The 26,464-nt window shown below is 41.7% G+C and carries 26 protein-coding genes; 8 read left to right on the top strand and 18 right to left on the bottom strand.

The features are described from left to right. Window positions 1-6 precede the first annotated feature (6 nt). The 3 genes from N475_RS00165 to N475_RS00175 all read right to left on the bottom strand — a co-directional run bounded on the left by N475_RS00165 (window position 7) and on the right by N475_RS00175 (window position 3,671). Window positions 7-990, bottom strand: coding sequence for a TonB family protein (locus N475_RS00165; RefSeq protein WP_063364480.1), 984 nt, complete (start codon window positions 988-990; stop codon window positions 7-9). Between the two features lie 403 nt (window positions 991-1,393). Continuing rightward, a complete protein-coding gene (locus N475_RS00170; protein WP_063364481.1) occupies window positions 1,394-2,569 on the bottom strand; it encodes an alpha/beta hydrolase-fold protein in 1,176 nt (391 codons plus the stop codon). Window positions 2,570-2,789: 220 nt separating this feature from the next. Next, window positions 2,790-3,671 carry a LysR family transcriptional regulator gene (locus tag N475_RS00175; protein WP_162269570.1) on the bottom strand — a complete coding sequence of 294 codons (882 nt, stop codon included), beginning with the start codon at window positions 3,669-3,671 and terminating at the stop codon, window positions 2,790-2,792. Between the two features lie 112 nt (window positions 3,672-3,783). Here N475_RS00175 and N475_RS00180 point away from each other — a divergent pair, with 112 nt between their 5' ends. Both N475_RS00180 and N475_RS00185 read left to right on the top strand, forming a co-directional pair. Continuing rightward, window positions 3,784-4,839, top strand: a complete 1,056-nt coding sequence (locus N475_RS00180) for an NAD(P)/FAD-dependent oxidoreductase (RefSeq protein ID WP_063364483.1) — start codon at window positions 3,784-3,786, stop codon at window positions 4,837-4,839. A gap of 184 nt (window positions 4,840-5,023) precedes the next feature. After that, window positions 5,024-6,034 (top strand): ankyrin repeat domain-containing protein, encoded by a 1,011-nt coding sequence (locus N475_RS00185; protein WP_081232352.1) that lies wholly within the window; start codon window positions 5,024-5,026, stop codon window positions 6,032-6,034. A gap of 56 nt (window positions 6,035-6,090) precedes the next feature. Here N475_RS00185 and N475_RS00190 read toward each other — a convergent pair whose 3' ends face one another. From N475_RS00190 to N475_RS00200, 3 genes are read right to left on the bottom strand one after another with little or no spacing between them, the layout of a single operon-like run. Continuing rightward, complete coding sequence (locus N475_RS00190; RefSeq protein WP_063359022.1) at window positions 6,091-6,699, bottom strand: glutathione S-transferase family protein; 609 nt, start codon at window positions 6,697-6,699, stop codon at window positions 6,091-6,093. Then, window positions 6,696-7,754 (bottom strand): NADP-dependent oxidoreductase, encoded by a 1,059-nt coding sequence (locus N475_RS00195; protein WP_063364484.1) that lies wholly within the window; start codon window positions 7,752-7,754, stop codon window positions 6,696-6,698. The genes N475_RS00190 and N475_RS00195 overlap by 4 nt, the downstream gene beginning before the upstream one ends. Before the next feature lie 34 nt (window positions 7,755-7,788). Next, window positions 7,789-8,466 (bottom strand): type 1 glutamine amidotransferase domain-containing protein, encoded by a 678-nt coding sequence (locus N475_RS00200; protein WP_063359024.1) that lies wholly within the window; start codon window positions 8,464-8,466, stop codon window positions 7,789-7,791. Between the two features lie 171 nt (window positions 8,467-8,637). Here N475_RS00200 and N475_RS00205 point away from each other — a divergent pair, with 171 nt between their 5' ends. After that, complete coding sequence (locus N475_RS00205; protein WP_063359025.1) at window positions 8,638-9,516, top strand: LysR family transcriptional regulator; 879 nt, start codon at window positions 8,638-8,640, stop codon at window positions 9,514-9,516. A 53-nt stretch (window positions 9,517-9,569) separates the two neighbouring features. Here N475_RS00205 and N475_RS00210 read toward each other — a convergent pair whose 3' ends face one another. Beyond that, a complete protein-coding gene (locus tag N475_RS00210) occupies window positions 9,570-10,439 on the bottom strand; it encodes an alpha/beta hydrolase family protein (protein ID WP_063364485.1) in 870 nt (289 codons plus the stop codon). A 214-nt stretch (window positions 10,440-10,653) separates the two neighbouring features. Here N475_RS00210 and N475_RS00215 point away from each other — a divergent pair, with 214 nt between their 5' ends. Together N475_RS00215 and N475_RS00220 are read left to right on the top strand one after the other, a co-directional pair. Further along, entirely contained in the window at window positions 10,654-11,124 is a 471-nt protein-coding gene (locus N475_RS00215; RefSeq protein ID WP_063364486.1) for a hypothetical protein, read from the top strand. A gap of 2 nt (window positions 11,125-11,126) precedes the next feature. After that, complete coding sequence (locus N475_RS00220; protein ID WP_063359028.1) at window positions 11,127-11,411, top strand: transcriptional regulator; 285 nt, start codon at window positions 11,127-11,129, stop codon at window positions 11,409-11,411. A 75-nt stretch (window positions 11,412-11,486) separates the two neighbouring features. On the opposite strand, the gene N475_RS00225 is transcribed toward N475_RS00220, so the two are convergent. Both N475_RS00225 and N475_RS00230 read right to left on the bottom strand, forming a co-directional pair. After that, complete coding sequence (locus N475_RS00225; RefSeq protein ID WP_063364487.1) at window positions 11,487-13,049, bottom strand: HEAT repeat domain-containing protein; 1,563 nt, start codon at window positions 13,047-13,049, stop codon at window positions 11,487-11,489. Between the two features lie 43 nt (window positions 13,050-13,092). Next, on the bottom strand, window positions 13,093-14,064 hold the full coding sequence (locus N475_RS00230) for a hypothetical protein (protein ID WP_063364488.1): 972 nt from the start codon (window positions 14,062-14,064) through the stop codon (window positions 13,093-13,095). A gap of 361 nt (window positions 14,065-14,425) precedes the next feature. Here N475_RS00230 and N475_RS00240 point away from each other — a divergent pair, with 361 nt between their 5' ends. From N475_RS00240 to N475_RS00250, 3 genes are all read left to right on the top strand, one after another. Then, a complete protein-coding gene (locus N475_RS00240; RefSeq protein WP_063359032.1) occupies window positions 14,426-14,638 on the top strand; it encodes a LysR family transcriptional regulator in 213 nt (70 codons plus the stop codon). 181 nt (window positions 14,639-14,819) lie between these two features. Next, the gene (locus tag N475_RS00245) at window positions 14,820-16,922 is read left to right on the top strand and encodes a TonB-dependent siderophore receptor (protein WP_063364490.1); all 2,103 of its coding nucleotides are present in this window, start codon (window positions 14,820-14,822) and stop codon (window positions 16,920-16,922) included. A 36-nt stretch (window positions 16,923-16,958) separates the two neighbouring features. Continuing rightward, window positions 16,959-18,122 carry an acetyltransferase domain-containing protein gene (locus N475_RS00250; protein ID WP_063364491.1) on the top strand — a complete coding sequence of 388 codons (1,164 nt, stop codon included), beginning with the start codon at window positions 16,959-16,961 and terminating at the stop codon, window positions 18,120-18,122. A gap of 44 nt (window positions 18,123-18,166) precedes the next feature. On the opposite strand, the gene N475_RS25875 is transcribed toward N475_RS00250, so the two are convergent. The 9 genes from N475_RS25875 to N475_RS00295 all read right to left on the bottom strand — a co-directional run bounded on the left by N475_RS25875 (window position 18,167) and on the right by N475_RS00295 (window position 25,818). Further along, window positions 18,167-18,433: an alpha/beta hydrolase family protein gene (locus N475_RS25875; RefSeq protein ID WP_196765643.1), complete on the bottom strand. Its 267-nt coding sequence runs from the start codon at window positions 18,431-18,433 to the stop codon at window positions 18,167-18,169. A gap of 21 nt (window positions 18,434-18,454) precedes the next feature. Then, window positions 18,455-19,672, bottom strand: coding sequence for a nuclear transport factor 2 family protein (locus N475_RS25880; protein ID WP_211270583.1), 1,218 nt, complete (start codon window positions 19,670-19,672; stop codon window positions 18,455-18,457). Window positions 19,673-19,809: 137 nt separating this feature from the next. After that, the gene (locus tag N475_RS00260) at window positions 19,810-20,721 is read right to left on the bottom strand and encodes a helix-turn-helix domain-containing protein (RefSeq protein ID WP_227008488.1); all 912 of its coding nucleotides are present in this window, start codon (window positions 20,719-20,721) and stop codon (window positions 19,810-19,812) included. 37 nt (window positions 20,722-20,758) lie between these two features. After that, window positions 20,759-22,561: a HEAT repeat domain-containing protein gene (locus tag N475_RS00265; RefSeq protein WP_155732511.1), complete on the bottom strand. Its 1,803-nt coding sequence runs from the start codon at window positions 22,559-22,561 to the stop codon at window positions 20,759-20,761. A 322-nt stretch (window positions 22,562-22,883) separates the two neighbouring features. Further along, window positions 22,884-23,324, bottom strand: coding sequence for a hypothetical protein (locus N475_RS00270; protein ID WP_063364493.1), 441 nt, complete (start codon window positions 23,322-23,324; stop codon window positions 22,884-22,886). Window positions 23,325-23,513: 189 nt separating this feature from the next. Then, the gene (locus N475_RS00275; protein ID WP_063364494.1) at window positions 23,514-23,708 is read right to left on the bottom strand and encodes a hypothetical protein; all 195 of its coding nucleotides are present in this window, start codon (window positions 23,706-23,708) and stop codon (window positions 23,514-23,516) included. 109 nt (window positions 23,709-23,817) lie between these two features. Further along, a complete protein-coding gene (locus N475_RS00280; protein ID WP_063359723.1) occupies window positions 23,818-24,159 on the bottom strand; it encodes a hypothetical protein in 342 nt (113 codons plus the stop codon). A gap of 123 nt (window positions 24,160-24,282) precedes the next feature. Further along, window positions 24,283-24,627: a hypothetical protein gene (locus N475_RS00285; protein ID WP_063359722.1), complete on the bottom strand. Its 345-nt coding sequence runs from the start codon at window positions 24,625-24,627 to the stop codon at window positions 24,283-24,285. A 774-nt stretch (window positions 24,628-25,401) separates the two neighbouring features. Then, window positions 25,402-25,818: a hypothetical protein gene (locus N475_RS00295; RefSeq protein WP_063364495.1), complete on the bottom strand. Its 417-nt coding sequence runs from the start codon at window positions 25,816-25,818 to the stop codon at window positions 25,402-25,404. Between the last annotated feature and the right edge of the window lie 646 nt (window positions 25,819-26,464).

Genomic DNA, 26,464 nt, shown 5'->3' on the forward strand with positions numbered 1-26,464 from the left:
TTGATGTTATTCAAGTGCCCAGCTTAAAACCAAGTTAAAGCCTTTGCCTTCAATTACCTTACCACTTGCGTCTAAATTTACTTCGTAGCGCCAACTTTTGAGTGCTTCAACCCCAGCATTTTCAAATACGCCTTCAGGATATGCATAGACAACTTTTATATTGATCGGCTCCCCTTTCGCATTGATATCATAGGTCATAGCAACCTTTCCCTCTATTGCTTTTTGAGCCGCCTCTAAAGGGTAACGGGGTCCTTTTCTAGAGGTCACTTTAGGCGCTTTGGGCCCTCTTTCTACATGATCAAATTGCGGAATGTCTTTAGGGTATTTTCCTGTTGATGTATATACAGACGCAGGCTTTCCTTTCATTTGCTTACCCGAGTAATCAGGCAATGCACTGAGTAATCTGGCTGCTCGATCTGCAGGTTCGTTTTGTTTGATTAACAACACCCACTTGTCATACTCTGTTATATTACCCTCTTTTTGAGCAATATATGCCAGCATTGTCGCAACATGAGGATTGTAAGCCTGCTCTAAGTATTGCCATAATTTATTCGCTCTATCTTTAGTGGCATTGAAGTCCTCTAACACGAATAATATTCTAATTTCTAATAACAATAAGCTACGGTAAGAGGTAGCATCTAAAACATCTAACTCTTGCGCTTTTAAATTGTCTTCCAATGACTCCTTGTAATTGCCCATCTTGTTTTTGATTTCTGCTTTACGCTTATAAATTAGCGCCTTGTCTAAATTCGTATTAGCCGTTAGTCCATTTAACATACGAAGCGCGTTTTGCTCAGTCACAAATGTGTGTGTTTTCACGACTGTTGCCCATACTTCTTTAGTATGTTCTGACAACTTTTGCTCAGCATGGCAACGGTAAGTCAACGGTTGACAGAGTTCCGACATTGTTTTTTCATTTGTCGACTGAACTGATTTACAGCCACCTAGAAAAACTACCAGTAAAGTCATCAAAAATATATTCGCTTTCACGTATTTTTTCCTCATTGATTATTTCAAATTTAAGTTTGGTACAGTGCTTGAAGTGTAGCAAACCCAATTACGATTACGCTCTGCAACACCAGGTAACAGCGTGAAAAAGGCCTCTATTGTGTGACGCTATCTATAGTAAGCAAACGGCATTTTTTGCTTCAATGCGCTGCTGTAAAATTCAGCAAGGCTTTATATTGTTTAACTGGCAGGGAGTCTCAGGCAAGGGTGTGAAGTTAGTTAGTACCGCAATACATATTTGCGCTTTTGCGCGTGCCATGGTCAGAATTAATTATAGGTGAGGCAGTTTTCTTATAAAACGGTAGTCAGGGGGTTATCATATACAACCCCCTGACTACACTTTTTATGAGTGAAACCATCTTTTGGTTGGGTAAATTCCCAACCTTTAAAGCATATTCTGTTTGCTGTTTATTGCAGCAACGAGACGCCGTTTCCGATTTTGGTAAACTTCATAACCTTCATCGCCTTTTTTAGCGAGTTTTAAGGCGATGTTAACCTGCTCAAGTGATTGTTTAAATTGTTTGTTTTGCTCAAAAGCATAGGCAAGCCCGTTGTATGCACTCGCCATATTCGGATATTGTTCGATATTGTATTTGAAAACCTCGATAGCTTGGGTAAAGTCTTTGTTATTCACTAACCCATAGCCGAGCTCACGTAGCACCCACTCCTGTGCAACAGTTTTTTTGCCGCGCTGTTCTGATACTCGCTCATAATATTGTTTTATAGATTTCACCCCTTCGGTGAGCGCGCTGTTTGGCATGTTCAATGGTAAAAACAGGTTACTGTATGCGTTAAAAGACCCCGCAGCCGAGGTCATGGCATGTGGCACATCATTAAACGTGTTTGCAACTAGTTCAAAACCTGTCGGTTTATGCAACGATAAATGCGTTGCTAACTCGTCATAATAATCACGCATTGGCGCAGGCTCGGAACCAATATTAATATAAAGATAATTCTCAAACTTTGTTTGCTTTGAAATAAACGCTTTTACCTTGCTCAGAGTAGTTTGAGCTCCCCACCATACCGCTGGACTATAAGCCACATGCCCCTGAAATAAATGAGGTCGAGATTGCATCGCGTGGAGCACTAATAATCCCCCAATAGAAGCGCCAGAAAACACCTTAAAATCATGAGTGCGATAGCTTTTATTAATATTAGGAATGAGCTCAAGCTCAATAAAATCCAAAAAGTTATCACCCCCGCCACCAACACCAACCGGACCTCTAGGGTCGTGATTTACTGTAGGCGCTAGATCACGGGCTCTATCTGTGTTTTCTATCGCCACAATGATCATTTCTGGCACAGCACCAAAACGGGAGAGTTTGTCTAACATCGAAGACTCAACAGCAAGGTTTTCTTTGCCATCAAGCAGGTATAAAACAGGGTAAACTTTTGCTTGTTCGCTGCAATAAGAGTTAGGCAGTTTGATGTTGACCACCCGAGTCTCCGCCAACACCTTTGAAGAAATAGACTGAATTTGCTCTAAATTATCGCAGCTAAATGCGGCATTTGAAGTAATCGAAAGTGCAATCGCTGACAAAGCGGATAGTATGTATCGCATCGTATTTCCTTATTTTTGAGAAATACTGTATAGAATTGTCACTAAAATAGCAAAATTGTAGTTGTACTCCTCCCTCGTATATATATTGATGACTATCTAATTAAACTCAGCGGGTTAAAACCATAAAATGGTCGTTTAAAAGAGCTATAAAAAGATAAGCGATTACCAACGAGCGGGTTATAAAAGTTATAATCTAATCATATTTAATTAAATATAAAAATTACACACTGAGATTTAAACCAACAGGCGTACCTTGCTTTACAAGATCAACGAACTTTCTCACCTTGGGAATATTTAACATATCACGATGAATTAGCATCCACGCATCTATCTGCCACCTTTCATCAATGTTAACTTCAATTAAGTCTGAGTTATTTTTGATAGTTTCATCTGTACTTACGCCGATCCCTACCCCGTTGTGCAATGCATAATTCAACACTTGCCCAGCGGAACTGGTTAAAATAATGTTCTCTTTCGGTATTTGGTTATACACCCATTCATTCCAAGGAAGATGGGAGGCACGTTCATTCAAAGCGATAAATTTATGCTCGCTGAGGTTGTGATCACACGGCATTCCAAAGCGCTCAATATATTTGGTATGTACACACAGCTGCAACTCAATGGTTGCGAAGTGAAATACAATATTGTCTAAGGTATCTGGCTTTGGTCCCATCCGGATTGCAATATCGGCCTCACCGTATTCCAATGCAAACTTTCGAATATCCCCAAGTATATCTACCTGCATTTTTGGGAACCGTGTTTGATACTCCATAATTAGTGGCATCAGCACTGGGGCTAACTCACTAACACAGGTAATTGAAAGTTTTCCTTCTAACTCATTTTCTCTGCTAATGGCTTTATTGGCAAATTGGCTAAACTGAACATCAGTCACCTCTCCTAGACGCATGACTTCTAACCCTGCTTCGGTGGGAATATAGCCACGATCGTTACGTTGAAACAACTTAACTGACAAAGCTTCTTCGAGTACATCTACATGTCGCATCACGGTGCTTCTGTGTATGCCGAGTTCTTTAGCAGTCGCACTGAGTGTGCCAAGTTTTCCAAGACGATATGCGGTTCGCATTTCAGTCCATTTATTCATAACCCACCTTGTTGCATATATGCACATATGGGTTTTATTTTCTCTCATTAAAAAAACATTCGCAACAAAGTAGTCTTGCAACATCTCTTGAAACAACATCACAGATAAGCATATGAGAACACAAGTTTTAATCATTGGTGGCGGATTCGCCGGTGCTTCCACAGCGCAAGCACTCGAAAAAAAAGGTATAAAAACCATATTGGTGGATAAAAAAAACTATTTTGAAGTAACTTACGCTGTACTTCGCGATGTAGCTGCTCCGAGTAAAAACAGAGGACAATCACGCAAGCTATATAGCGAGTTTATCGACGGCCAATTCGTTCAAGGTACGGTTATGGCTCTTCAAGCCAACTGCGCATCGTTAGAAAATGGTCAAACTATTTATTTTGAAAAAGTGATTATCGCTTCAGGCTCCCGTTATCCAAGCTTACCATTGGCCAAATCAGTCAATGCGATTACATTGAACAATAGAAATGAAGAGTTGACGCACTATCATAAGCAGCTCAAAGATGCCTCGGCGGTACTTATCATTGGTGGTGGAGTTGTGGGTGTTGAGTTGGCAGGTGAACTTGCCTATGCCATGCCTCATCTTAAAATCACGCTGGCACACAATGGCACTCATTTATTGAATGGCTTCAAAAGCAAAGCCAGCAAAAAAGCACTCGAGCAATTAACCCGTTTGGGTGTGAGGGTAGAGTTCGATGCGCATTATCAAGCGAATGAAAGTGGCTTTAAAGACGAAAAAACACGCAAGAAGATAAGTCCAGATATCGCTTTTAGTGCCACAGGTGTAGTCCCAAACAATGAGTTTTTAAAGCAACACTTTGCACATATACTGAACAAGCAAGGGCATGTAATTGTGGATGAAAATCTCAAAGTTGTTGGGCAAAGAAATATGTTTGCTATTGGTGACATCGCTGATGTAGGTGAAGCCAAATTGGGTTATTTGGCCGTAGAGCAAGGAAAGCACCTTGCCAATTCAATCGCGAAGCAACTACTGGGCAATAACCTTAAATCCTACAAGCGTCACCCATTTATGGCGTTAGTCCCGACGGGACAAGAAACTGGCATTGTTCAACTTCCATTTATGGTATCTACTTGGAAACCGCTGGTGAACATAAAACAAAAGGATCTGTTTATTAGTAAAACTTTCGATGGGATGGCCTAAGCCATCCAGCAAAAAGCTATCTTGGTGGCAGTAGTTTGGGATACGCCCCTAGTTGCACTCACCATTATTAGTTACAGCCTAATAATTAAATAGCTTTTACCCACCTAATGCAAAACAGCTTGCTCACTTATACTGCGGCTTCTTTTTATGATATTTGCGAGGGGGCTCAATACTCAAACATGTTGTGCGTATTTCAACTCTAATTGCCAGTTTAATGATTGGTCACGTTCAAGCCGATCCATTGCCATCGTTGCATCAAGCTGTCATTGCAGGCGACTTACAAAAAGTGAAAAAGCTTGTCGAAAGTGGCGCAGATGTAAACCAATTAGACAGTGCCATGGGCAATTCCCCTCTGCATATCGCCGCCCAAACAGATCATGACGACATCTTGAAGTATTTGTTAGATAAAGGCGCATTTATCAATCTGCAGGCCCCTCGTTCTGGATTCACCCCCTTGATGGTAGCAGCTTGGTATTCTAAAGAAGCGAATATCGAGCTGTTGTTTCAATACCCAGAGTTAAATATCAATCTCAAAACACGCACGGGCACAACTGCGGCAGACATGATTGGTGGATGGGACAAACATATCGAGCCCCATGAAGCCAAGCTGTATAGCGCTTTGAGCGAACTGTTTAATCAAAAGCATGCTGAGTTAAAACACGCGCTTGCCAAGCAAAAAATTTTGAACGTGGTGGAAGACTCGCTTCTCAGTGAAGCGCAAAAAGTAAAACGCATCTCGTTACTTATAGATTATGGCCAAGATGTCAATCAGCGCAGACCTGTTTACTCTAGTCGCAACGATTGGCACACACCTTTGCTTGTTGCAGCCAGAGAAGGTTATCCAAAAATCGTTAAACTGCTTTTAGATAATGGCGCAGATCAAACGATCCCGGGCTATCCGATGAACGCCATCGCTTTTCATAAAGCTGGATATATGGGGCACCCCGAAATTGTTGAGTTACTGCTCAATGCACCAAAAGCCAAAGAGGTACTTAATGCACAGGGGCCAAATAATGGCTATACCCCACTTCATGATGCCATTTGGCACGGTAACACAGCTGCCGCCAAAGCATTTCTAAAAGGTGGCGCAACAACCCATTTGACCACCTACGAAAATGATACGCCGCTGGAGCTGGCCAAGCGCTATCAATACTACGATATCATCCAACTTTTGCAAAATAAATCAGCTCTGTAGAGCCTATCGAGGCAAAGAATAAAGCCCGGTAAAAACCGGGCTTTGTTGAATGTTAGTTAACCATAAGCTCGCGCTTTTTGGTATGCGCTACGCCCATGTATATCAGCTAAATAGCGTGAAATATGTGGTCGATTTTCAATAAGGTTGACACTTAACGCGATGTCCAATGAAACAGTCATCATGATGTCAGCGGCACTGAAATGCTCGCCAGCAAAATAGCGTTGCTTTGACAAGGTTGCATCAATAAACGACAAGTCCAGATTTAGCTCTTTTGCGATATACCCATCCATTGCTTGTGAACCATCGCGTCGCTCCATTTGCATCAACAAACTGGTGATCACTGGCAGCGCCAAAGACCCTTCAGCAAAATGACACCACTCAAGATATTGGTAGTACGCTTGAGTTCCTTTTTCAGGGCGTAGATGACTTTGCTTGGCTTGATCTAATATGTACTCCACAATCGCACCAGATTCACATATTTTAAGGCCATTGTGCTCTATAACAGGTGCCTTATTGAGCGGGTGTACCTGACCAAGACTAGCTGTTGCTAGACGGGTCTGTTCATCACGTTGATGATGCTCAACTTCATATTGCATTTGCAACTCTTCAAGCAGCCAGAGTATCCGCGTGGAGCGAGACTGGTTTAAATGATGGACTTTGATCATGATTTTGCCCCAAAGTCTATTTGCTCTGGACCAACTTGAACAACTAGCTTGCCAAAGTTATCGCCTTGCAATAGCCCTATAAACGACGATACCGCGTTTTCGAGGCCTAATACTTTGTCTTCTTTATATTTGATCTGGCCGGACATTAACCAAGGGACCATGGCTTCTTGAAACTCACTGTAACGGTGCCCGTAATCATCAAACACAATAAAACCTTGCATCTTGATTCTTTTAACTAATATATTGCCCATTAACAAACCAATGCGATCAGGACCGGCTGGAAGCGCTGTTGCATTATATTGAGATATCAAGCCGCACAGGGGAACCCGTGCTTTAGTATTCAACAACGGTAATACCGCATCAAAGACTTTGCCTCCAACGTTTTCATAGTAAATATCAATGCCAGCGGGGCAAGCTTGTGCCAACTGTTCTTCTAAACCCGTAGAACGATGATCAATGCAAGCATCAAAACCTAGCTCATTAACTGCGTAGTCGCACTTTTCTTGACCACCTGCGATACCCACTACAGTGCAGCCTTTAAGCTTAGCTATCTGGCCAACTAAACTGCCTACAGCGCCAGTCGCAGCTGCAACTACTACTGTCTCACCAACCTGAGGGGCACCAATGTCAAGCAAACCCATGTAAGCCGTAAGGCCTGGCATACCCAACACACCTAAACCATACGACGGATTTGGCATCGCTTTATCAAGCTTAATAACGCCAACACCATCGGACACGCTATAGTCTTGCCAACCTCCAAATGCGACAACCAAGTCACCTTGGACATAATCAGCATGATTTGATACTTCAACACGGCAAATGCTGCCCCCTACCATCACCTCGCCAATTCCAACGGGGTCGGCATATGACTTAGCATCACTCATACGGCCACGCATATATGGGTCCAAAGATAAGTAGAGCGTTCTGAGCAGTATTTCACCACTCGAAGGAGTTGGAACAGGCGACTCTACCAGCTTAAAATCATTCGGCGTTGGTGCACCATTTGGGCGTGCAGCCAACGTGATCTGGCGATTAACATGGGTACTTTGATTCATTATCAAACCTTTATTCCTTTTTTGCTCAAAACCTTTATTGCTTAGCTAGTTGCTTTACTAGCGCTTCACCCACTGCATGCGCACTCGCAGGGTTTTGACCCGTAATAACCCGCTCATCCACAATCACCAGCTCGTTCCATGGCTGAACTTTGCTATATTTAGCCGCTTTTCTTGCCAAGGCTTCTTCTAATAAGAATGGAATGTCGTTAATGGTGCCAAAGTCTACTTCTTCTTCTCGCGTAAATGCTGTCACTGATTTGCTCGCAAGCAAAGGTTCGCCTGAACTTAGCGTAATTGGCAGCAATGCTGCTGGTCCATGACATACCGCAGCGATGATTCCACCAGACTCATAGTGCTGAGCTGCCAGCTTTCCAACCATGTCATTGTCAGCCAGATCCGACAGCAAACCAAAACCACCTGGATAAAAAATCGCATCGTAGTCGCTCATATTTACTTGCGTCATAGGCACTGTATTATTTATTTGTGTTTGAAACGACTCATCGCCTAGCACTTGGTTATTCACTTCATCTTCTGCGATATCAGTTCCGTAAAGTGGCGCTTTTCCGCCTTCGATAGACGCAATATCAAACGCAATGCGGTTGTTGTTTAGTACATGTATAACGTGTGTCAGCTCTGGTGCGTAGGTACCATTAGCTTGATCTGTACTACCAAGAGTTGCGTGGTTTGTAACTGGAATAAGTACTTTTTTCATGGTGCATACCTTGTGTCAATGTGGTCTTTTCAAATCGTAGAATTACACTTTATATTATTCCCACATAAATGATAATTATATAAATTGGTGAAACTCTTTTGCTATTTAGCAATAATAGATTACTAATATTGGCATGCTCTTTTCAGCATATTGATAAGTTATAGGGTCTTTATGGACAGTTTTGAAGGTATTTTTGAGTTTGTTGCAGTGGCAGAAAGTGGCGGTTTTTCAGCAGCGGCAAAAAAGCTTGGCTGCTCTACAAGCCATATAAGCCGGCAAGTAGCGCGGCTTGAAAAACGCACAGGCAGTGTCTTGTTTGCTCGTACTACGAGACAGATCAATTTAACTGAAAATGGCGCGTTTTATTATCAACAATGCAAACAATTGGTGACTGGATTACAACAAGCCAATGAACGATTGAACCAACAACAATTTGACCTCAGTGGCACGCTCAAAGTCAGTGCTGCTGGCGCATTCGCCGAACGATACATTGCACCAGCGCTAATGGAATTTGCTGCACAACATCCAGAGCTAAATATCGAAATAGACTTTAACAGCCGTATGGTAAACTTTGTTGAAGACGGTATTGATTTTGCCATTCGTTATGGAGAGTTAAATGACTCTAACTTAATCGCCCGCAAATTGATAAGCAGATCAATGATGGTGGTCGCAAGTCCAAGCTATCTTGATGCGCATGGTACGCCCAACCACCCCAATCAGTTAAAAAGCCACCGCTGCATTATCGCCAACAATGACCATTGGACATTTAATATTGACGATACTAAACAAAGTATCAAAGTAACAGGCAATTGGCGCAGCAATAATGCTAACGTTGTCCTTGAGGCCTGCAAACAGGGACTCGGTATTGCCTATATGCCACAAAGCACATTTACCGAATCTCTTGCACAAAAATCCCTAGTACCAATTCTTGAACCATATTGTATAAGTGGCGCTACTAGCTGGATTGTTTACCAAAACAAACAATTTATGCCCCTGAGGGCAAGACTTGCTATCGACTTTTTATTAGCTCGCTTTTCAAGTTGGGACTAGTACCAAACAGCGGCATTGCCTGACTTTTAGGCTATGAGTGCCAGCGTCTAAACTCAACCAGAGTGCGTATCCAACCAAGTCAGGGGAATTTGCCATAACTTACTGGCTCTGCGACTAAAAAACTTCATGTGGCCAATTTCTTTCAAACCATATTCTTTAGGATCTAAGGTCATTGTTTGACCTTTGATGTTTGGGCTAACAGCCATCATATCTTTGACGTTTTTGTCATTTGCAATAAAATCATCCACGGCATTCACCCACAGAGCAGGCAAGGTCAACTCTTCAAAATAGTGCTTATCAATGGTCTTGCCAAATGCGGTTTTAACATAGCCACCCCCATTGCACCATGTACGCCATTGGTGACCTACAGCTGCAGGAAGTGGCTCCCCCATGCCAAACCACTGTGACTTAGTATGCCCAAACAATAAATTGGAAAATGGAATAAACATGTTCATAAAAAAGTGAGACTTAAACTGGTCTCGAATTTTCATATTCAACAACCGACCAGAGGAACTGGCAAAATTAAACATGGATGTCAGTTCTTTTGCATTGGACGCCAGACCGATTAACTGACCGCCTGCACTGTGTCCTATAAGATGATAGTTTGATTGTGGGAATTCTTGAGTTAAAGCCCGAATCGCTGCTGGTTGGTCTAGCTGACCCCAGCATTGTAAGCTAGCTGGGTGCTTGCCAATATCTCCCTGTAGGGAGTCGCCGATCCCTCGGTTGTCATAGGTTAAAACACCATAATCGTGACTCGCTAAAAATTGCGCAAAAGCAGTATAAAACTGACGCTTAATCCCTGTTGCAGGACCAATTAAAACAGCCCCTTTTACACCATCGTTTGGTTGGTAAACGGTTGCTGCTAATGGGTAATTATCCTCGCAAATAATTGTGATTTCTCGATTGGTTATTTCTGACATAACGGCAAAAAATTATGAGTGCATAACTTTTAGCTTACAAGTGGTAAAACCAGTTAGCAAGCAATGAACCTTAATTTTAGAGTAAAAACTCAATTTATAGAACTTCATACCCCTACTTTCATTTACTTTCCATAACGGAAAATTATAACTTGCCAAAGTGGAAAGTTATAAACTAGACTAAATTTCCATCATGGAAAGTAAAAGGAAATACCCAGTGAAAAACGATTTACCATCTCAGACAGAAGCTGAAGATGCGCTCAACGCGGTGCACAATATTCAACAAAACCTGCTCATTGAATATTCACCACCAGTTTGGTTGAGACTGATCATGAGCTTAAGTTATGGGGCGATATTCTTTGGTTATGGTATGACCGAGCACGAAAACAATTGGGCGCTGGCAATGATAGTTGGCGCAATCATCTTTACCTTATCTACTGCGCTTTATTATTACTTATATAAAATACAAGGGATCAAAATCCGTATCATCCCTCGCTCTATTAAAGCTGAGAAAATAAATGCGTATGCAGCAATTGGGTTTGCAGCCCTTGGGTTTTTCAGCCGTTTTTTACGCACCGACATAAGCCTTGATTGGGCGCCACACATTTGCGCCGCAACGGCTTCAATTGTCATGTTTTGGCTGCTTATCATGCTCCCTACAGGAGAAACCGTGGTAGAGGAAAAATAGAGATGCCAGAGTTAGATCCCATTATTCATGCCCCAAATAGGTTACGCATTTGCGCAATGTTAGCGACCAGTGCTGAATTAGACTTTAGGCTTCTAAAAGCACAACTAGATGTGAGTGACTCTGTACTTTCGAAACAACTCAAAGCGTTGGAAGACGCCAATTACATTGAAGCGAAAAAGCGCAGCTACAACGGTCGCCCACGTACTTGGGTGTCATTAACAGACCTTGGTCAATTAGCATTTAATAATCATGTCGCGGCGCTAAAAAGTATTATCAATAATGATTAATCTGTTACTTTAACGACCAAATTTTGGCGTTATCACGCATTTCTATTCTCGGATAACGCCAAATCTACACGGACACTAGATATCTAAAATTACCGCTAAGCGCTTTTTAATAAGCGGATTATTTTGTTCGCGGTAAAGCGCTTGCAGCCTATCGACATTATTTTCAGACAGTTTGTAATTCGCTTGCTGATATACCCGAGTGAAAGAGTCTATTGTTGTGACATGAGGCGATTGCACTAAACTTGCGATTACTTGATCTTGATACTCTGTTTTATGCGCCAAAGATTTGATCGTGTTATCGCGAACCTGAGTGTCACTATGATGTAAGTAATTAGGCAGCTTTTCGACCAATTCAGGGTTTTTACTATTGGCTATAGCCAGTATTGCCGTAGGCAATTGAGTTGGATCCGAGAGTTTAGTATTTAAAAACCCAGCAACCTGCTGAGACTGCATGGGTGAAAAGCGGTTCATAGTGCCGATGCTCAGCATTGCCATGTTCGACAGCGCACTATTCTCAGCGTTATCAGCCACCGTTTGTAAGCTCGAAAACGCAATATTTGTGGCATTTTCAAACCGCCCGAGGGCCATCACTATTTTTTGTCGTACTTGCTGACCCAGTTCTTCATCGCTGATCAGATCAGACAGCATTTGCTCTGCTTGCGGGGTTTGCGCTTTTTGTAACGCATAAATCAATGCCGAGTTGAGTCTTACATGATTCATCAATAACGACTTAATCTCATTTGGGTCCTGATTGGCCAGCAGGTATTTACCCAACTGTGCAGCAAGATCCGCATCCAAAGACGATTTGAGCTCAGTTAAATGAGAAAGCAAATTTTCGTCTGTGATGTCATAGACTTGTTTGGCCTTTAATTGAGCTGTGGACACTGTCCCATTTTGGTTACTGTTCCAGCCAACATAGTCAAAGCTTGTAAAGTCGATGGGTCTCACAAATACCGACTGTACGACATCATAATGTTGCTCACCTTGCTGCCAAACCTGTTGATTATGATAGTTAAGCTCGCGAATACCGACCAAAATGGAGCCGTTGTCACTAAGCGTTAGCTGCCACTGTTCTTCTTCGCGTTCAGGGTTGGATGCTGTGTTTATTCTCGTGCGACTTACCGCGTTATCTTTTTGGGTATAGCGATAAGTTTTCATCCCTTGCGCGTCTTCAAATGTCAAAGCAGCGCTAAGCGAGTAACTCATCAAATCCAGTACCTTAGGTAGCACAGATAACGTGTGTTGTTCACCTAACCCGAGTAAGTTCAACTTGGTAAACTGACCATCCTTGTAGGTCATATAAAATGGCAACTGGGTAGGCATTTCTTGAGCTTTGTTGTCTGACGTGAACTGTATATTCGTGAGCATCGCCACCAAATCTGATGCCCCCTCAGTCTTTGGCTTGAAATACATCTGCCAGCTGAGATCTGAGTATGTAATTGGAGTACCTTTCTCACTTAAAACCGCTGAATGGATCTCAACCTGATACCCATATTCCTGGTTATCCTTATGCATCGGTTGCATTGATTCAGAGGCTGTATATGTCACTTGCACTGAGGGTTTGCTATCTGAGTCCTTTAATACCAAAAATGCGCTAACAGCAATGACAAATATCGCAATAATCGTTATTTTTTTCATGTTCTTATCTCAAAGTGGTGGCCGAGGCCACCACAGTCAAGTATTAAAGCGCTTCCCAAACTGGGCTTGCGTATTCATATAACACCGTTTCACGCGTATAAAGTGGGTCCCACTTCATGACGTCAACGTTAAACTGCAACAAGCCCCAAAGCTTTTTACAATAGGCTTGGATTTTTCCATCTCCACCTGTTAGCTTAGTGCTCACTTTGAGCTCTAAGAAGCCTTGTTCAATAACTTGCTCATCTTGAACTACACGACGAATACCAGCTTCAACGTAGCCTTTACCTTTTACTTTCAATAGGTTTAGCTTTCCTTTTACGCCTGCTTCAGAAATACCGTGGCCAAAGCTACCATACGCTGAGCTTGATACTAAGCCACTCACATACGGCTCAACAGCTGCGTATAAATAGTCTGGGCGTCTTACACCGTCAACTTCAAATGGCTCTTCATTGCCATGTCCACCAACAACACCGCCTACGGTAAACTCAGCGCCAGCTTCAATACCCGCACCAAACTTTACACCCACTTTTAGCAAACCAAGCGGATCGAGTGGTAGCTCAACTTTTGGCTTAATTACTTCAGGGATTAAATCAAAGTAATATTCCACAGGGTAAGTGATAGATGCATTCAAAAGATCATCACAATTCGGTTTGAAGCTCGCTACCGTGTCGTCACCAACGGTAAAGTTAAAGCTCATGCCCTGAGTACAATCTAACTTGCTGGGGTTAAAAGCAAATTCCAATTCACCAATCGACATTTTGAAATTGCGATTGTGTAGTTTCAGCCAATTTCCAGCTTGATAAAAGCCCTGAGTTGCACCGTTTGCGACTTGATCAACATACATCCACCCCTGTTGATCACGGTACTGATGAGACTGCCCAATAACGTCATTTTTTTGAATTGAACGCACATTGCGCTCAACATAACCTGGATCTTTATATAGATATGCATCAGCGGCTGGTGACAATGTGATCGCAGAGATGACGCCAAGTATTGCAGCGTAATTAAATTTCATGGTTTTCCTCATGTTTTTGAGTTATTAAATTTATGAATGTTGCGCAAAACTTGTAAATTAACACTCATTTTTTACATTTTGCTTTCATTTTTACCTTTATTGGTTAATTCATTAACGCTGACTCAATGCGTATCTCAGATTTCTAGATTAAAAGTTAGCATTAAAAGACCATTAATTTCATTGAATTATCAATTAGATCATAGAGTTAGGCTGGAATATTTCGTCGCAATTGAGATACTCACGTTTGCAACTTATATCATTGTGAAATTTTCAATTAATTTTGATGTAAAACTGGTATGTGACCGCAACAAAACACGTCCGCTTCATACCATGCGCATTGCATTAATACAGTCTAATTAAAATGATATCTGCACTTGAAATGCAAACAGGTACTCGTTTGTTCCATCGCAGCACACGACAGTTTTCTCTTACCGTGGATGGTCAGGCCTTATTTCAGAAAATTTCGCCGCTTTTGTCAGAAATTGACAACCGCATCGAAACTATCTCGCAGCAAAATCGACAGGCCAAAGGCAAGCTAAACTCTAATTCAATTCACAGCTCCAACAGAGGATAGGCCCCAATAAAAAACATCGGAGGCCTATCACACTAAGTTGTAAAAACAGACTATCAGTCAGCAATTTATAAAATTAATAATTAATTCGTCGACGCTGACTGTTACTTAACTTAAATGATTGCGCAGTATCTGCTTTATCAATACCATATTGATACTTTATAACATAACAAATGGTATTCTAGTGTCTAAGCAGTATCTAGCTCTTATTATCTCTTCTCTCCTTGTCCCTAATTTTGTATTTGCCAACGAGCAAGATAAAGAAATTGAAACTATTCAGGTCGTTGAAAAACGACTTCCTTATCGCGGAAATGTCTCTATAAACGATTTGCCGCAATCTGTCTCTGTCGTTTCTAGCGATTTACTCAACGATATTGGCGTGAAAGACTTTCAAAACGCGGTGGGCTTGGTTAGCGCAATTTCACGACAAAATAATTTTGGCGGCCTTTGGGAAAGCTTTGCAATTCGGGGGTTTGCTGGTGATGAAAACCTACCTTCAGCCTATTTAATTAACGGGTTCAGTGCCGGTAGAGGCTATAGCGGCTTGCGCGATACCTCTAATATTCAATCTATTGAAGTTTTGAAGGGCCCGGGGTCTGCACTTTATGGTCGCAGTGAACCTGGAGGCACCGTTAATATCATCACTAAAAAGCCTCAATTTGAACAAAGTGGTTATATCGCACTAACTGCGGGTGAATTTGCCCAGCGTCGAGTCGAAGCAGATTACACCAATGGACTCACTGACTCTGTGGCATTTCGTATTAATGGCGCCTATGAAAAAGCCAATAGTTACAGAGACACCATCAGCTCTGAAAAACTCGCACTAACGCCCTCATTCACTTTTAAAGTCTCTGACTCGACACAGGTTAACTATGAGCTTGAACATGTCGATCAGGAGATCCCATTTGACCGTGGTATTCCGGTTTTACCGGGGCTTGAATTACCCATTGAGCGTTTTTTAGGCGAGCCCAGTGATGGTCCAATTAAAGTCGAAGCGACAGGTCATCAGTTTGAAGTCTCACATCAATTGAATAACACTTGGATGTTCAATGCGGGTTTGGGCTATCGTACATCTTCACTAACCGGACTCTCATCAGACACTGAGCTTTCGCCCGGACGCCAGCTTTTGTACATAGATGGAAAAACGCTGAATCGACAACGTCGTTATCGTGATTATGATGCGACAGATTTATCGGCACGACTTGAAATAAGTGGCGATTTCCAACTGTTTGAACTCAACCATAACCTGCTTATTGGTGCCGATATTTATGACTATGAACTGGATTTTGAACAACAGCGTTACCGTGTAGCTTGGGGTAAGGGTGATCCAACCTACAGTATCAATATTTTCAACCCTGTTTATGGACAAGCAAAGCCTGCAATGAGTCCAACCATTCACAACCTCGAAGCGCAACAAGCGTGGGGGATATATCTGCAAGATCAAATTGATGTCACGGACGCATTACAAATACTTGTTGGCGCGCGCTTTGATAAATTTGAACAAACGGTCACAAATCAACTTAAACAAACGGCCAGCGAACAGTCACAAACAGAGTTTAATCCTCGTGCTGGCGTTGTGTACCGCGTCAATAAGCAGCTGAATTGGTACTCAAGCTATTCAGAAGGGTTTAGACCTAACGCGGGGGCTGATTTTGAAGGTAATACGTTCGAACCGGAAAAGAGTAAATCGCTAGAAACCGGTATAAAGTTCATAACAGCCAACGATATCGTGCGTTTAAATGCTGCACTTTTCCAAGCTGAAAAGTCAAACATTCTAACGGTCGACCCTGTCAACGAAGGCTTCTCTGCGGCGCTTGGTAAAGCACAAAGTAAGGGAGTCGAACTCGACTTAGCTTGGGATATAAGTAATCAGACCGAGTTGTCTGTCAGCTACGCATATACCAAAGCCGAAACAGCCAACGATATGGTAAACCTTGATTGGGGTGTGCAGTTACCCGCGGGCAGTCAATTGATTAATATTCCTGAACACAGTGCGAATGTCATATTGCGCCACAACCGTGCGCTGGCTGGTTACCCTGTCGACTTTGGTGCTCACGTTCAATATGTCGGCACGCGGTTAGGTGAAACCATCAACCCAGACTATACCCTACCAGCTTACACACTGGTAAATCTGTTTTTCAACGTTGAGCTGACGCAGGACCTTGGCCTGCAATTGAAGCTAGATAACGCGTTTGACGAGCGCTACTACGCAAACTCCTATTCTCATATGTGGACGATGCCGGGTCAGCCATCGAAGTATAGTGCAACGCTAAAATATCAATTCTAATCAATAGGAACGGCCTGCTTGCAGGCCCTTTAAACTATGAATGAGACAACTATAAAAAAACGCATCGACTCCATCGATATGCTTCGGGGGTTGGTCATTTTAATCATGCTCGTCGACCATGCGCGCGAAAAGTTCTATTTACACAAAAACGTCGCTGATCCGATGAATATTGATAGTACCGATCCCGATCTATTTTTCACACGGTTACTCGCGCATTTTTGTGCACCCATTTTTGTCTTTTTAACCGGCTTGTCTGCGTGGTTATATGCCCATCCGGCCAATAAAGCACCACGCAGTGCACAGAGCTTTTTACTTAAACGCGGCTTATTTTTGATTTTAATTGAAATCACGCTCGTTAATTTTTCGTGGTTTGCAGCCTATACCACCCTCTACTTACAGGTAATTTGGGCCATTGGTGTGAGCATGATTGCATTAGCCGCGCTCCTATACTTGCCCCGTCTTTGGATAGCAGTCATCGGATTAGCCATTGTACTTGGCCACAACGCGCTTGGTTTTATTGAGTTTGCGCCTCATGAAACGGGTTACACACTGTGGACTATCCTGCATGACAGAGCATTTTTAGTCAGCGAAGGGGCATTAAAGATCAGGGCATCATACCCTGTGCTGCCTTGGATAGGTGTGATTGCCGTGGGCTATGCAGCAGGACCGCTATTCAGCCAAACAGTAGATGAATTAACACGACGTAAAACCTTAATAATGGGTGGTACAGCGTGCCTTATTGCTTTGGTACTACTTAGAGCGTTTAACATTTATGGCGAGTCACAGCCTTGGCAAATGTATGATGAGTCTATTCGCAGTGTGATGTCATTTTTGAACTTTACCAAATACCCACCATCGCTGATGTTTTTGCTCTTTACTCTTGGCATAGGCGCATTTGTATTAGCCTATTTAGAAACTGCAAAAAGTAAGCTGTGCGCGATGCTAAAAACCTTTGGTTCAGTACCGATGTTCTTCTACATTTTGCATTTATACGTGCTGCTCATTACCTACTTTATACTGTCAAAAGTCATTGGCACAACCACTGTCATTGGCCCTAACGACTACCCTTACTTGGGGTTCCCTAATGTTTGGTTAGTTTGGCTTGCAGCCATTGTGCTTGCAGCGCTACTCTATTGGCCATGTAAAAAGTTTTCTCAGTTTAAACATTCAAGTCAGTCTACTTGGGTCAAGTACTTTTAATCACCACTAATCAGCCACCATCCCTTGATGGTGGCATTTTCCATTTAAAGATGGGTATTAAACCACGTACTCGCTTGCACAATTGACTCGTTGACCTCTGCATCTTGGTCATAAAAATTAAATTGATGATAAGGCGACGCCAAGTCAGTTTCCATCCAATGTAGCTTTTTTTCCTCACTGGCGATATCTGCAAAATATCGTTTTGTGTAATCTGGTAATACGGCGCCATCAGAGTGGATCATCAGCGTCGGAGTTTTCAGTTCTTTAGCCGATGGCATAGGATCAATAGTTAACCAATCTTCCCATGACATGACCGCAAATTTATCATCACTCTACTGAGGGACAGCACCGCGTTCAGGGTTAAGATAATAATCATACGGTCCATACATCGCAGCATTTATATCTGTTGTCGAAATACTAGGAATATACGCGACATCTCCGGTTAACTGGTATTGCCTTTTCGCCTGCTGGGCTTGTGTAATTTTTTCAAACACCCCCGCTTCACCGCCGTAAAATAGTTTATCGGCCTCAGCATCGTGCAACCAAGATGCCGCAGTGACAACGGACTGAATCCTGTTATCTTGAGACGCCGCGATGAGCGTATACATAGCGCCTGCACAGATACCGAGCGCACCAATTTTGTCATTGTTAACCATAGGCAATGATTGTAAATACGTGATCGCGCTTTTTATATCCGCCACTTTTTGCGTTGGGTTTTCGTAAAAGCGCGGCTCGCCTTCACTTTGGCCAAAACTCCTAAAGTCAAAAGCAAGCGCAATAAAGCCTTGCTCGGCCAGTTTATTTGCATAAAGACCCGCCATTTGCTCTTTTACCGTGGTCCAGCTGCCTGACACAATCACCGCGGGATACTGTCTACTTGCATCATAGTCTGTTGGTAAATAAAGGTTTCCCACTATCTTGTCACCATCACTTAAAAACTCAACCGTGTTCATAACTGGGGATATTACGCTGCTTAATTGCTTAGCTTGGCTCATTTGGCTTGCCTCTTGTAAAAAGTTTAAATTGCCCTTTTGACCGTGTGTTTGAAACGTCATTTCGATGATTTGCCAGCGGCCATTAACGTTTTCTAAGGCGTGAACATAACGTCCATAAATATCCCAATACTCAATGCCTTGTGCGTTGTGACTGGCATAAACATGAGAGAAAACTTGGGCTGTACTACCTGTAACAGACACCTGAAAGTTGCTCAGCATATGATGCGTCTCAACCTTGGAAAGCAGGTTACGCCATCCATCAATAAGTTCAGTGGCAGCCACCTTGCTGCCAGCCTGACCAGACATGCTTGAATAATCAACAAATACGGTATTAGCGAATGAAGATTGCGCCTTTTGCCATTGCTTTGTGTCTATGGCATTGACCATTTCAACGATCACTTGCTTTATTTCAGCTTGCTGCTGCGTCGTAGTTAAGCTTATAGACTTATTGGGATTGGCCAAATTCTCTGCCGCCACGCCAATTGAAGGTAGCCCTGCTAACACCGACAAAATACAGATAGTCAGTGATTTACGTTTGCCTATGGGGGATTTCATACTGTCACTCCTACTCTTAACCCGTCAGGCAAACGATTTAGTCTGCCTTTGCACTGGGGTTAGATTAACAAGTAACAAAATGAGAAGATTGAACAATCCTGCTCGATTTTTTGTACTTTATTGCTTTATCGCTAGGGTTAGTCGGGTAAGTGATTTTTAACAAATTGGCCCGGTGTACAACCCACATTGGCTTTAAATATTCGGGTAAAATGAGATTGGTCATTGAACCCGAGCTGCTCAGCAATATCAGCGATATGTGCCGACGGTTGTGCTAGTAGCGCTTTGGCTCGAAGCAGACGATGATTTAGCAAGTATTGATATGGCGTAATATCCATCCGCTTTTTAAACTCTCGTAAAAAGTAAAACTTACTACACCCCACCAGCTCGGCTAAGTCATCCACCGTGATGGTGTTACTGATATTATCGGAGATGAACTTATCGACTTTTTCAATCTGATACGTATCCAGTTTGGAGGCTTGCTTTTTTTGGTCGATTAAACCTTGGTAGTTGGAGTAGTTATTGATGTAGTGATTGCTTAGCAGTGACACTAAGTTATTTATAAATGGCTTGCCATTTCTGCCTTTGTTTTTTGCCTCTAAAATAAACAGCTCCATAACGCTTTTTATGGCGTCATCTTGCACATTATAGTTGTTCAAGAACTGGAGCGACTTACCCTGTATATCGAGTGGGCAGTTGTCTAAAAAGACGTCCTCTTCAATCGCTAAAATTACAAAGAAACAAGGCTCAGAAATATCATGTGTAAACGGCGTTTTTGGAGGGTTAATCCAGGTGTTGCCTGGTACTGTTTTAAGCGCTGTGATCCCTTCACTGGTGTGAACTTGCCAATTGAGGTCTTTTTCCAATGCCAATGCAAAATAAAAGTATGGGGTATACACATTTTGCGGATAAAAGTAAGGCGAGCGGCCCTTTTCTAATACAATACCCGGCCAATCGAGCCCTTGATTAGAAAACTCAATGTCCAACACGTCACCACAGTCAGAACGTTTTTGGCTGTCATTGCAATAAAATTGAAGTGATGATTTCATCATGCCCTTACCTGTTCTTTTTATCTTCTTTTTGGGCCTGCTATAGTTGAACGCTCTGTTCGTCACAATCCGCCACTTTTAGCCCTGTTTCAGGGTGAAAAATCACAGCACCTGCGCCCACTTTAATAAAAATGGCGCCGTCATTTAGCTTCCAAGATGCATTCGGTGCCCCGGGTAACCGATAAAATGGCACAATGACAAAACCTTGTTTTGTCATTTGGATCTTGAAAATCATGCCGAGATTGGAAACCCCGTGTGCAAGCCCGGTAATGGCATAAGCGTAGTCACCAATGACATACACATCTTCAATATTCTCTTTTAGTATAATGTGGGCCTTACTATCTGTCGCAAAAGACATTAGCTCGCCACCAAACTCTCCACGGCTATCACCTGCGAGCCACTGCCCTTGAAACTTGGCTGCAACGGTCGGGACGATGTTGCGAGGTACTTCACAAAATTCAGGTTCATAAGCACATACAGGCTCTGGATAACTATACTCCGCTAACGGCTGTGTTTTGGTTGCATACTTTTTGACTTCAATCGATTCAAGCTCTTTTTCGAAAAAATGTGTATGGCATATAGGGGGAACTTGTGCCAATGCCATCAACCTTAAAAAGTCTTCAGATATATCCTGCTTTTGATAGGAGGCACTTAAGGGAGTATCCAAGTTCAAAGCAGTCACGACTTCATGGGCATATTGCCTCAGTGGTGCATACCAATGTGTTTGCGCGACGCGCTCAATCGCTGTTAATGCAGATTTCGCAGATAATAAATGTAGTGCTTTGATACCTGCGTAGGATTGGCGCCAATCATAAGGGTTATCAACTAACGTAATCAGTTCTGAAATGCCTTGATGATACCCTATATAACCCAAACTTAGCGCAGCTTCGACTCTGACTTCCCAGCTTGGCGCTTGTAAGAAAGCCACGACTTTACTACCCGTTTTTTCAGATACTTTCCCCAGTCTAGCTAAATCAGAAAACGGCAATTGATAAACAGAAGAGGGAAACCCAGCCTCTATTTCTTTACTCAACTGCGCTAAATAAAAATACTCTACCAATGGGCTTTTCATGGTTTGCAATGACTCGGTTGCAGAGTCAACAAATTTGGGATGCGCAATGGCATAGTCATAAACCCATTGAGCAATTTTTGGGTCTTGGGTAATGTCGCCTATTGCTGACATAGCGACGTGCTTTGCAGCATCGGTCACTTTGTCATTTTTTATGAGTTTTATCAGCTGTTTGGCATATTTTGCATCGACTATGTTGAGTTCGTTTCCGAGCATATAGAAAACCTCTCCAATCCCATCAAACGTTTCCTCATCCTCTTTACAGGAATCAAAACAGCGGAGACCTTCAATCAGAAAGGGAATGCCATCAACACCTAAACGCATAAACGCAGCACCTATTTGATTTGACGCAGTTTGAACACGCTTGAGTTCATTGACTAAAAACGTGCCTGCTTTTTTGCCCCCCACATAGCCTAAAGCCCGATAAGACCATACTCCCCCCAGTTCATATGAACGGTTGTGTTTTATCACACTTTGGATTACTTCAAAGTCTTCTTCTTGCAAGTCTTGTATTTGAGCAATCAAACTATCAGCTACCGCTTGGCGATTAGGATTTGACTCTTGCGCTACTTGCGCCAAAGGCAAAAGCGCTTCTCTGCCATATGCCCTCAACCTTTCTCTCACTGACTTGTCAACTTTGCCTCTGCCTCTTACGTTTTCCTGTATGTAAGGGATCTGTGCAATACACTGCTCAATACCTTGGCATTGGCCTGCCCTTACGGCATGTGACATCATCATAACGCAGATTAATCCAGCCCATATTATCCATCTCATATATTTACTCGTTATTTGTCCGCCCGATTAAGGTAGATTGCAACCCCTGCAATTTTAAACAATCGCCTATCAACAAATTACGTTGAGCAGATTTTAGTAAGGGGAGCATTATGCAGCACTCAAAATTTAGCTTTTATCAAGATCAGAGTTGTCATTAATTAGTGATTAATCGATTAAGCCAAGCTCTTCAAACTTCAAGAATTCATCAATATACATTTAAAAACTTAATGCCTAGATAAACGGCGTGAAATAGCAGGCTAAGCCAAACGAAGAATGAACACAAACCTACTATTTTAGTTCGTGGTTAAAGTCCTTGCTATAACTACTTTTCATCTTCATCATAAATTATTGACGCTAAAGCTGGACGAACGACGGTAAAAATTAGAACAATAATTATGGTTGCGCCCATAACCAATTTAACCAGTTTAAAAAACCAAGGCCTTTCCCATACTTTTCCGTTTTCTTCTTCTGCTTTAGTTTGCTTGATGAACTCATCGTAAGCTTTATTCAGATCAGTGTGTTTAGTAATTTGTGGGTACTCAATGACAATACCGATTTTCGCTAGCGCGACACGAGCTAATTCTGATTGTTCTTGGTTAACGTAAAGCATATGATTTTTCACATCCGCATAGTAATAAATATGCTCTTGATCTAATACATCAGCGATTTTCACTGAGTCAACTAAACGCATATCTTGAATTAGCGGTCTGTAAACGGGACTATCTTCCTTTGCCCATTGAATGATAAAAATTGCTAAAAACATTGATATACCCAAAACCAACAGTAGCTTGTGTTCTTGTGTGATCAGTTTATTAATTTTATCTCTCCGGAATATCAATACTACAGCCGAACCTGTGAGTAGTTATAACGCCCTGTTAATGGAAAAAATTATACTGCCTATAATTTGAAGCGAAATCAAGCCTACGTAATTTTGTCAACTTTAAATTGCTTGTTAGGTGTCGCTTAGATCTTGATGGTAATTTTCTATGTACCACTGGTGTACATCAGGGAATTTCTCAATTATCTGATTAAGCTTTCTAATAAATTCACTGGACCTAGTTTTTATCAACGATAACCTATCTAATGGTAGACTTTTATCTGAGTCGTGCTTCATTAATATTTCCGTCACTTTAGACTCGAGTTCCATAGACACTTAACGCCCACATAAAGAGCTAATAATGCTTGGCAAAAATTGGTGACGCATGAACCAAACCTAGTTTTATCAGTTCATGCGTTGATGTGTTAATTAGATTTCTTTAGTGATTTAGAATTGCAACTCGATCAACTACAGGTCTGTCTGTACACCGAGCTACTCGCACATGGATTTTTTTATTTGCCATCATCGCTGACAATAAGATGCTCAGAGTATCATCTTGAAAGTCACCAGCTTCTACTACGAACCTATCGTTATTTGAGCATCCTGTATTAGGCATTTGTTCATTCAATATAACAGTGTAACCATATTCTGGACTTGTCGCATTTGGCCAAGTTTCAATTAGCTTGATCGTTAACTCTGAATAAAGCGTTGGTAAGTTGGCCAGTGCACTAAATGGAAAAATGCCAATAGCTATAAATCCTAATAACTTTAATTTATGCATAGTTATATTTTTTACCTTGAAAACATTACGCAATGATAGGCGGCGTATTAATGTTGGCTAAAGTCTGCAAGGCACGAACAGCCGCAACCTTTAATTGTCCGTGCTTGATGCGTTTGTTTTGTTTCAGTTCTTAACCATTATGCCAACAGCTAGAGGGTAGTCTTTTGTACACCCTTTGACATAGAGCTTTATGGTTCTTGAAGTACTCATAGCAAAAAGTAAACTAGATAAAGCTCTATCTGTTAACTTTGCATCCGTAATTACAATGAACTCTTTTCTACTACATTGAACCTGATTAGCAAATGTGAATGCAGACTTATGTCTGATATAGAGCCCTTCTTCAGCAAACGAAAAAGCATTGCTTTGAACTAATTCATACTGCAATAAATCACTGGGGGCAAACTCTACCCACTCGCCTGCACGGACCCAACCCGATAGGAAAATTAATAAAAATGCGATTTTTTTCACTTCAACTCCATAGTACTTAACGCCTTACTAATTGGCGCATAGATGCTTGGCTAAAATCAACGAAGAAGGAGCGCAAGCCAAGCGTTTTGCGACCGTTTGAGTACCTTGTTATTCGTTATTTAACTTTTACCTAATAGGCTTGGTAATTTTAAACTAATTCGCCTGTATCCGAAAGCCACTAATTATGAATCAGGTCCGCAATATATGTCTTGTGCTCAAAAATTAGGGGGTCATGATAGGCAATTTCATCTTCTAAAGCTTCTTTATTACCCCAGCCTCCATTGTCTGAACATTTAGAAGATTTGAATGGGGTTAGGTTTGGTAGATCCTGGATAGAAGGTTGTTCTATTACTTTGCTGAGGGGGCACTTAAGGATTTTTCATTTTCACACGCCCCCAGAAGCTCTCCCGCAGAACTTCAACTCGGAGTTCGCTTCATCACCAATACCGTAGTTGACTATGTATGGTTTAGAGGGTTCCCATGGAGTAAATTGGTCTGGGCTATCGATGAAAGGCCATTTCCATAAGTGATCAGCAAATTCATCGATTAAAGGACTACTTAACGAGTTTTCTGCACAGAAACCATCAAAACTTTTAAAGCAATCGCAAACCTCGTGGTTAACGACAATTCGCAGCATTGTTCAATATATGTGGCCATCGTTTCTTTTACGTATAACGCCCTAATAAAACGAGAAAAATAGCAAACCAAATCAAGAGGGTAATGGGTACAACCCTGCTGTTTTGCATCCATATTTAATTAATTTTTTATGAGTATTTACTCGATAAATCCTGTTGATACTCTTTTTAAAGTATTAATGGAGTTATTTTTATCATCTCTATAAACAAGTGTAGTATCATTGACCGATATAACAGTGACGCAATCTAATTCATCTTTGTTGGTTATACCGAACGAATCGAATGTGAAGATTATGCAACTCTTTTCACCTACCATTTTCCACACCCCGTCAGCGAACCAATAACTTCGAATGTCATTCTCAAGATAGCCAAAAGCATGAAATCTTCCCTCAGGGAGATAAGCCATGTAAGACAATATCTTGCCGTCCTCATTGTAAGATTCGGCCCAGACACCTTGCATTAACTTTTCAAAATTCGGCTTAGGCGCAACTTGTTTTGACGCGAATGAGGAGCCGCATAAAAAAATAAATAATAGTAAAATTACTCGCAACATCATATGTATTCACCCTCTCCTATTAATGGAAAAATTTTCTCGGTTATAATATGCAGCGGAACGAAATCAGTCTACGAAACTCCGTCCACTTTTAATCAGTTTGTTATATGCTGATTCGCTCACACCTGTTGATAAATAAATCAGATGAATCGCCTTTTGTGGCTGTTTACTACTTTAACCTGTAAGTTGCTGTTCAGAGCCCATACAGAGTAGCTAATGCTATCAAATATCGAAAGTAAACTAGCAATAGAGTCTTGAAGTCCTTGACGCATTAATATAATACTCAACTCGCACTTACTGTCGCTGCTTATATCGTAAAAAGCCAACAACTCTTTGCAATAAGGGATTGTTACTTAATCTCGAGGTAAACTCTCCAATACCTAAGAATACAATGTAACATTATCGTTCAATGTGAGTATAAGTATTTCATCTACTAATTTTTCAGGTTTCATTAGAATTCTCAAAAACATATAACCTCAGGCTATGATGCAACGCAATGCAGTCCCTAGCAGCTATTTGTTACATACAGATCTTACATAGCCGTTTAATTGTTTTTTCATATTCTTTACCCACCAAGCCAATCTCTTGGTGAAAGCGAAAACCAGATCTTTTTACTTTGGCCGCATGGAGTGCCTTATTTGCTTCCATG

It is taken from the genome of Pseudoalteromonas luteoviolacea DSM 6061, assembly GCF_001625655.1.
Lineage (GTDB): Bacteria > Pseudomonadota > Gammaproteobacteria > Enterobacterales > Alteromonadaceae > Pseudoalteromonas > Pseudoalteromonas luteoviolacea.